This window comes from Streptomyces glaucescens (assembly GCF_002154375.1).
Taxonomy (GTDB): Bacteria; Actinomycetota; Actinomycetes; order Streptomycetales; family Streptomycetaceae; genus Streptomyces; species Streptomyces glaucescens.
Genome location: NZ_MUND01000484.1, coordinates 1 through 6,897 on the forward strand (window position 1 = coordinate 1; position 6,897 = coordinate 6,897).

Genomic DNA, 6,897 nt, shown 5'->3' on the forward strand with positions numbered 1-6,897 from the left:
GTAGAACTCGCCGAGCACGAACGCGGTCTCCACGGTCGCGTCCGCGCTGTCGAAGCGGGCCACCAGGGCGCCCTGCGCGGCGTCCCTGACCTCGATGGACAGCTCCGGCACCCGGCCGAAGGTGCCGCCGTCGGCGGAGGCGGCGAGGACCACGGTCTCGACGGCGGGTTCCACGCGGGCGAGGTCGACGTGGAGCGTGTCGGTCACCCGGCCGCCCGCCTCCCGCTTGCCCTCGTGGCGGACCGCGCCGGAGGAGTGGGCGGGCTGGTTGTAGAAGACGAGGTCGCCGTCGGAGCGCACCTTCCCGCCGGCCAGCAGCAGGGCCGAGGCGTCGGCGTCGGGGACGCCCGGTCCGCCGCGCCAGCCCACCTCGACGCGCAGGGCCGTCGCCGGCACCGCGGTATTCGATCCTTTCGGCATGGACATGTCCGCCCCCATCACGCATTCTCTCCCGGGTTCCCTGCCCGTCCAACCTATTGCCCCGCCCGGTGAAGTCCCACCGGGCGTGCGCGATGCCCGGCGGGCCCTTTCGGGGTGGTGGGAAGATCAGAGGGCAACCGCCGGTAACCCGCCCGGAGCTGAGCTTTTACACGATCCGTACGCCGCCCGGTGCCCCTTTTCCCCACGTTCACTCACATTGGGGATCCCGCGTCACCGCAGACACGGAAAACAACCCCATAATCGGTCTCCCCAACCAGCACATCGTGGGCTTAACTTATGTGCCATGACCTCCCCCCGCTCCACTTATGGTGGCGGCTACTACTCCGCCTCCTTCCCGGACACTCCGATCTACGACTCCCTCGTGGCCGAGCGGGGCACCCCGCAGATCGCCCCGATCCGGGTCCCCGCCGCCTACGACACGCCGGGCAGCTCGCTGCCCGCGCTGCCGTCGGCACTGCCCGCCCTCCCGGCGGCCCCGTCCCAGCCCTCGTACGGCTACCCGCACCAGCAGCAGCCCGCGCCGCTGCAGCAGGCGGCCGTGCACCAGGCGCCGACGGCCTACATCCCGCAGCAGGCCTCCGCGCCGCGCGGCTACCCGGGCCCGCAGGCCGCTCCCCAGCAGCCCCGTCCGGCCGCCGCGCCCGGCATGGGCTACGAGGCGATGCGCCCCGCGGCGCCGCGCCCCGCGCCCGCTCCCTACCAGGACCCGTACAACAACCAGCAGTACCGCGGCTACTGACCGCCTCCCCGGGCTGTCGGTGCCACCTGGCACGATGACCCCATGGGGAACGCGGAGCTGCAATCGATTCACGTCCATCCGGTCAAGGCGTTCCGGGGCCTGTCGCTCCGGGAAGCCGTGGTGGAGCCCTGGGGGCTGGCCGGAGACCGACGCTGGGTGCTGATCGACGACGGGGGAAAGGTCGTCACGCAACGCCAGCAACCGCGCCTCGCGCAGGCCGCCGCCGAGCTGCTGCCCGGCGGCGGCCTTCGGCTGTCCGCGCCCGGCCTGGACCCGTTGACGGTGTCCGTGCCGGAGCCGACGGGCACGGTGCCGGTGGAGATCTTCCGCGACAAGGTGGAGGGCGTCCCGGCCGACGCCGCCGCGCACGCCTGGTGCAGCGCCTTTCTCGGCGTCGCCGTCCGCCTGGTGCACATGGACGACCCCGCCACCCGCCGCCCCGTCGACCCGGAGTACGCGCGGCCAGGTGAGACCGTCAGCTTCGCCGACGGCTATCCGCTGCTGCTCACCTCGGCGGCCTCCCTCGATGCGCTGAACTCGCTGATAGCCCAGGGGGATCACGCCGCGGAGGGCCCGCTGCCGATGAACCGCTTCCGGCCGAACCTGGTCGTGGCCGGCACCGCGCCCTGGGCGGAGGACGACTGGACTCGGCTCGCCGTCGGCGAGGTCGAGTTCCGCGTGGCCAAGCCCTGCGGGCGGTGCGTCGTGACGACGACCGACCAGACGAGCGCCGAGCGCGGCCGGGAGCCGCTGCTCACCCTGGGCCGGCACCGCAGGATCGGCGGCAAACTGGTCTTCGGCCAGAATCTGGTGCCGCTCACCGGCGGCACGGTCCGGATCGGCGATCCGGTGCGCATCCTCGGCTGACGTACACGCGGCTGCGCGATCTCCGGGCGACGGGATCGCGGCTGCGGTTCCCCCGGCGACGGGATCCCGCCAACTCCCGTCCGCTCCCGCCGACTCGCCGACGCACGGGAACCCCGGTGAACGGCCGACACGTTGGGCTCCGTAAGAAGTTCCTGAGGGCCGGTCTCGGTGCGCGCGGCGTTCGGCCGGCCCACCGGAAGGACGGCCCCGGCAGGGTCGTCACGGAGCGGAGGGGGGTGCGGACGTGCGAGCCCTGAGCGGTCTGTGGCGGTGGCGGCGCAATCCGCTGTGCCGAGCGACCGATCTGGCCGAGGCCCGGCTGGCGCTGACGGCGCTGCTGCTGATGGTCCTCGTCGCGCCCCTGCTCGGTGTCCTCGTCGGCTCCGCCACCCAGGAGTCCCTGCACCGTGCGGCCCGCGAACAGCGCCTGACCCGCCACCAGGTGACGGCCACCGTGCTCCGCGGACCGGAGCACGGCCCGCCGGCCGACCCCGAGACCCTCACCCGCGACACCCGCACCAGAGTCCTCGCCGGCTGGACCGCACCCGACGGCAGCGCGCACCAGGGCACCGTCCTGGCGCAGCTGAAGTCGGCGGAGCCCGGCGACCGGTTCGGGGTGTGGACCGACCCGCAGGGCCGGCTGGTGAGCCGCCCCCTGGACTCCGCCACCGCCACCACGCACGCCGTCCTCGCCGGGTTCGGTGCCGCCCTGCTCGCCTCGGGCCTGGCAGAGGCCGGCAGACGGCTGGTCCTCCGGCACATGGTCCGCCGTCGCCACGCCCGTCTGGACCGCGCCTGGGAACAGGCCGGACCGGACTGGGGCCGGACCGGCGCCGGCAGCTGACCGCCTTCCGGCTCCGGTCAACCCACGGTCCGCGCGCACGCTACGGTGGACCGGCCGGCTCTTCGGCAACGACCCGCGTACGACGAGGTGGGGGCACGACAACACCATGGCACAGGGCACGGTCCAGGTGACGCACACCGGCACGTCGCGGTGGCGGCGCCGCACGGGTGAGTACGCATCGCTCGCCGCCGCCCTGGAGGCCGCGGCCGACGGTGACGTGCTCACCGTCGCCCCCGGCACCTACCGGGAGAACCTCGTCGTCCGCCGCGCGGTGACGCTGCGCGGCCCCGAGGGCTCCCCAGGTTCGGTGCGCATCGCGCCCGTCGACGGGGTGCCGCTGACCGTGCGGGCCTCCGCGGTGGTGCAGGACCTGCACGTCGAGGGCCAGGACGCGGCGGCGCCCGCGCTGCTGGTGGAGGAGGGCGCGCCGGAGCTGGTCGACGTGCGGGTGGTCACCCGGTCCGCGGCCGGCATCGAGGTGCGCGGCGGCGCCCGGCCCAGCGTGCGGCGCTGCACCGTCGACAATCCGGCGGGCATCGGCATCGCCGTGGTGGACGGCGGGGGCGGGGTGTTCGAGGAGTGCGAGGTGGTCGCGGCCGGGCAGGCGGGCGTCGCGGTGCGCGGCGGCGGCCATCCACGGCTGGAGCGCTGCCGGGTGCACCACGCGGCCGGCTCGGGGCTGACCGTCACCGGTGACAACTCCGCCCTGGAGGCGGTGGGTTGCGAGGTCTACGAGGTGCGGGGCAGCGGGGTGCAGATCACCGGCCGCGCCACCGCGAACCTCACGGACTGCGATGTGCACCGGACCACCGCGGACGGGGTGACCCTGGACACGGACGCCGTGCTCACCCTGGCCGACTGCCGGATCCACGACATCCCGGAGAACGCGGTCGACCTGCGCTCCCGCTCGGTGCTGACGCTGACCCGCACCAGCGTGCGGCAGTTCGGGCGCAACGGCCTGTCGGTGTGGGACCCGGGCACCCGCGTGGACGCCAACCAGTGCGAGATCTCCGACAGCACCGGCGACTACCCGGCGGTGTGGGTCAGCGACGGCGCGACCGCGGTGCTGGACTCCTGCCGGGTGCACGACGTGCCGGACGCGCTGTTCGTCCTCGACCGGGGCTCCCGCGCGGACGTCGTCGACAGCGATCTGTCCCAGGTGCGCAACACGGCCGTCTCGGTGAGCGACGGCGCGACCGCGCAGCTCGACGACTGCCGGATCCGGGACGCCGCGACGGGCGCCTGGTTCCGTGACCACGGCAGCGGCGGCACCCTGAACAACTGCACGCTCGACGGCACCCAGACCGGTGTGATCGTCACCAAGGGCGCCGACCCCGTGATCGAGCGGTGTGCGGTCGACTCACCCGCGGAGGCGGGCTTCTACGTCTCGGCGGGCGGCCGGGGCAGCTTCCTGAACTGCCGGGTGACGGGCAGCGGCGGCTACGGCTTCCATGTGATCGACGGCTGCCGTACGACGCTCAGGAAGTGCCGTACGGAGCGATGCGCGCGCGGCGGCTACGAGTTCGCGGACGGCGGCCCCGACGCGGGCGCGGGACCGGTCGTGGAGGACTGCACCAGCGACGAGAGCGCGGGACTCAGGTCGCCGGTGTCCCGGGAGACCGCCGTGGAGACGGCGACCCGGTCGCCGGGGCCGCAGGCCGCGGTCCCCGGCCCGCGGGCGGCCGAGCCGGAGCCCGCCCCGGCCGGGCCGCCGGCCCGGACCTCCAAGGCCGTGCTCGGCGAACTCGACGCGCTGGTGGGCCTGGAGAGCGTCAAGCGCGAGGTGCGGGCGCTGACCGACATGATCGAGGTGGGCCGGCGCCGGCAGCGGGCGGGCCTGAAGGCCGCCTCCGTCAAGCGGCACCTGGTCTTCACCGGCTCCCCCGGCACCGGCAAGACCACGGTCGCCCGGCTCTACGGCGAGATCCTCGCCTCGCTGGGCGTGCTGGAGAAGGGCCATCTGGTCGAGGTGTCCCGGGTCGACCTGGTCGGCGAGCACATCGGCTCCACCGCGATCCGCACCCAGGAGGCCTTCGAGCGGGCCCGCGGCGGGGTGCTGTTCGTCGACGAGGCGTACGCGCTGTCCCCGGAGGACGCGGGCCGGGACTTCGGCAAGGAGGCCATCGACACGCTGGTGAAGCTGATGGAGGACCACCGCGACGCGGTCGTGGTGATCGTCGCCGGGTACACGGCGGAGATGGAGCGCTTCCTGTCGGTCAACCCCGGTGTCGCCTCCCGTTTCTCGCGCACCATCACCTTCAGCGACTACGGCCCCGAGGAACTGCTGCGGATCGTGGAGCAGCAGGCCGAGGAGCACGAGTACCGGCTGGCACCGGGCGCCGAGGAGGCCTTGCTGAAGTACTTCGCGGCGATCCCGAAGGGCCCCGCGTTCGGCAACGGCCGGACCGCGCGGCAGACCTTCGAGGCGATGGTCGAGCGGCATGCGGGACGGGTCGCGCAGCTCGACGAGCCGAGCACGGACGAGCTGACCCTGCTGTACGCGGAGGACCTGCCGGAGCTGCCCTGAGCGGTGTCGCTCAGGGTCCGGCCTGGGGTCGCTGGGCCGGCAGTTCGGGCAGCCGGGTCAGCAGCCGCTCGCGTTCCTCGGCGAACGCCGGGTCCTCCTGGTAGTCGGAGTGGCCGAGGACGGGCGCGGGCAGCGGCTGGTCGTCGGTGCGGCCGTGCGCGAGCGGGTCCTTCAGCGGCGCGCGGTCGACCTCGGGGCCGCCGTCGGCGGGCACCCGGACAGGACCGCCGATCGGGTCGGTGAGCCGGTACAGATTGCGCCAGCAGTCGACCTCGTGGTGCAGGGCGCTGAGTGCGGCCGGGCCGAAGTGGGCGGGGAACCAGCGGCCGTACAGGCGCTCCAGCGGGGAGCCGTAGGTCAGCAGCGCGACCCGTTTGCGGGTGGCCGGGGAAAGCTGCCAGGCCGTGGCGGCGGCGAGCACGCTGCCCTGGGAGTGGCCGGAGAGCACCAGCCGGCCGCCGGTGCTGCGGGTCCAGGTGTCGATGCGCCAGGTCAGGTCGGGGACGGCCCGCTCGGCGTAGCAGGGCGGGGCGAAGGGGTGGGCGGCGCGCGGCCAGAACGTGCCGACGTCCCAGAGGATGCCGATGGTGCGCCGCGCGGAGGCGTCCTTGTAGGCGCGCCGCCCCCAGGTGACGAACAGGATGAAGCCGAGGCCGATGAGCCAGGAGCCCAGTGCCTGCGCGGTCTCGGCGGCGCCCTGGACGAAGCCGTGGGCGTCGCGGGTGGCGCGGCTCGGGGTCTGGCCGGTGGCCAGGGCGCCCACCAGGGCTCCGGCGCCGAGGAGCAGGGTGGACGCGGAGACGACGGCGACCAGGAGGGGGGCGCGGTCGGTGAGGCCGGCCAGCGCGCGGACGCGGGCGATCCGGCGGGTGCGGTCCGGTTCCAGGTGCTCGCCGGGGTAGTCACGGGCCACAGCCGCGCGTTCGGCGCGGGCCAGCCGCAGCGCGCGCCGGGCGAGGACGCCGCAGAGCACGAGCATGACCAGCAGCATCGGCGGGATCACGGACGCCTGCCAGGTCAGCAGCACCGGGGGGCCGGGGATGGCGGCGTGGGTGCCGTCCAGCCAGTCGGCGACCCGCTGCGACACGCCGCCGGACATCACCGAGCCCAGGGCGCAGGCCAGCATGGCGACGGCGGGTCCGCCGAGGCCGCGCAGGGCGGCGCGGGTGTCGGGCCGGGTGCGGTGCAGCAGATGGGCGACCACGGCGAGGGCGATCACCAGCAGTCCCTGGACCAGGGTGATGCCGCCGAAGGCGACGTCGCCGGGCAGCCGGCCGGAGGACGTCCAGCCCGGGCGCTCCCATCCGGTGTAGACCAGGGAGAGGGCGAGCAGGAGGAGCGCGGCGAGCGGCAGGCGCCGGACGAGGGGCGCGTCGGTCCCCTCGTCGAGCCGGCGTTCGCTGCGGCCCCGGCTGCAGACCACCGCCACCGCGAAGGCCGCGGTGGTGAGGAGGGCCGCCGCGGCCATCGCGGTGGCGG

5 protein-coding genes and 1 pseudogene are annotated in these 6,897 nt (G+C 74.6%); 4 read left to right on the top strand and 2 right to left on the bottom strand.

Annotation, left to right across the window (positions count from 1 at the left end; all coding sequences use genetic code 11):
• Nucleotides 1-420: TerD family protein (locus CCN42_RS28820; protein WP_211294823.1), on the bottom strand; the 420-nt coding region annotated here is incomplete at its 3' end.
• A 304-nt stretch (nucleotides 421-724) separates the two neighbouring features.
• Between CCN42_RS28820 and CCN42_RS28825 the strand changes: the two genes are divergently transcribed.
• The 4 genes from CCN42_RS28825 (at nucleotide 725) to CCN42_RS28840 (ending at nucleotide 5,418) form a co-directional block, all read left to right on the top strand.
• Complete coding sequence (locus tag CCN42_RS28825; protein ID WP_086740002.1) at nucleotides 725-1,180, top strand: DUF6643 family protein; 456 nt, start codon at nucleotides 725-727, stop codon at nucleotides 1,178-1,180.
• A gap of 42 nt (nucleotides 1,181-1,222) precedes the next feature.
• On the top strand, nucleotides 1,223-2,047 hold the full coding sequence (locus CCN42_RS28830; RefSeq protein WP_086740003.1) for an MOSC domain-containing protein: 825 nt from the start codon (nucleotides 1,223-1,225) through the stop codon (nucleotides 2,045-2,047).
• Nucleotides 2,048-2,291: 244 nt separating this feature from the next.
• Nucleotides 2,292-2,891 carry an Rv1733c family protein gene (locus tag CCN42_RS28835; RefSeq protein WP_086740006.1) on the top strand — a complete coding sequence of 200 codons (600 nt, stop codon included), beginning with the start codon at nucleotides 2,292-2,294 and terminating at the stop codon, nucleotides 2,889-2,891.
• Between the two features lie 106 nt (nucleotides 2,892-2,997).
• A complete protein-coding gene (locus CCN42_RS28840) occupies nucleotides 2,998-5,418 on the top strand; it encodes a right-handed parallel beta-helix repeat-containing protein (RefSeq protein ID WP_086740008.1) in 2,421 nt (806 codons plus the stop codon).
• A gap of 10 nt (nucleotides 5,419-5,428) precedes the next feature.
• On the opposite strand, the pseudogene CCN42_RS28845 reads toward CCN42_RS28840, so the two are convergent.
• A pseudogene (locus tag CCN42_RS28845) lies at nucleotides 5,429-6,897 on the bottom strand (hypothetical protein); the annotation flags it as partial.

Excerpts from the sequence above, each read along its gene's own strand:
- CCN42_RS28830 (WP_086740003.1), top strand. The coding sequence starts at position 1,223 with ATGGGGAACGCGGAGCTGCAATCGATTCACGTCCATCCGGTCAAGGCG.
- CCN42_RS28840 (WP_086740008.1), top strand. The coding sequence starts at position 2,998 with ATGGCACAGGGCACGGTCCAGGTGACGCACACCGGCACGTCGCGGTGG.
- CCN42_RS28825 (WP_086740002.1), top strand. The coding sequence starts at position 725 with ATGACCTCCCCCCGCTCCACTTATGGTGGCGGCTACTACTCCGCCTCC.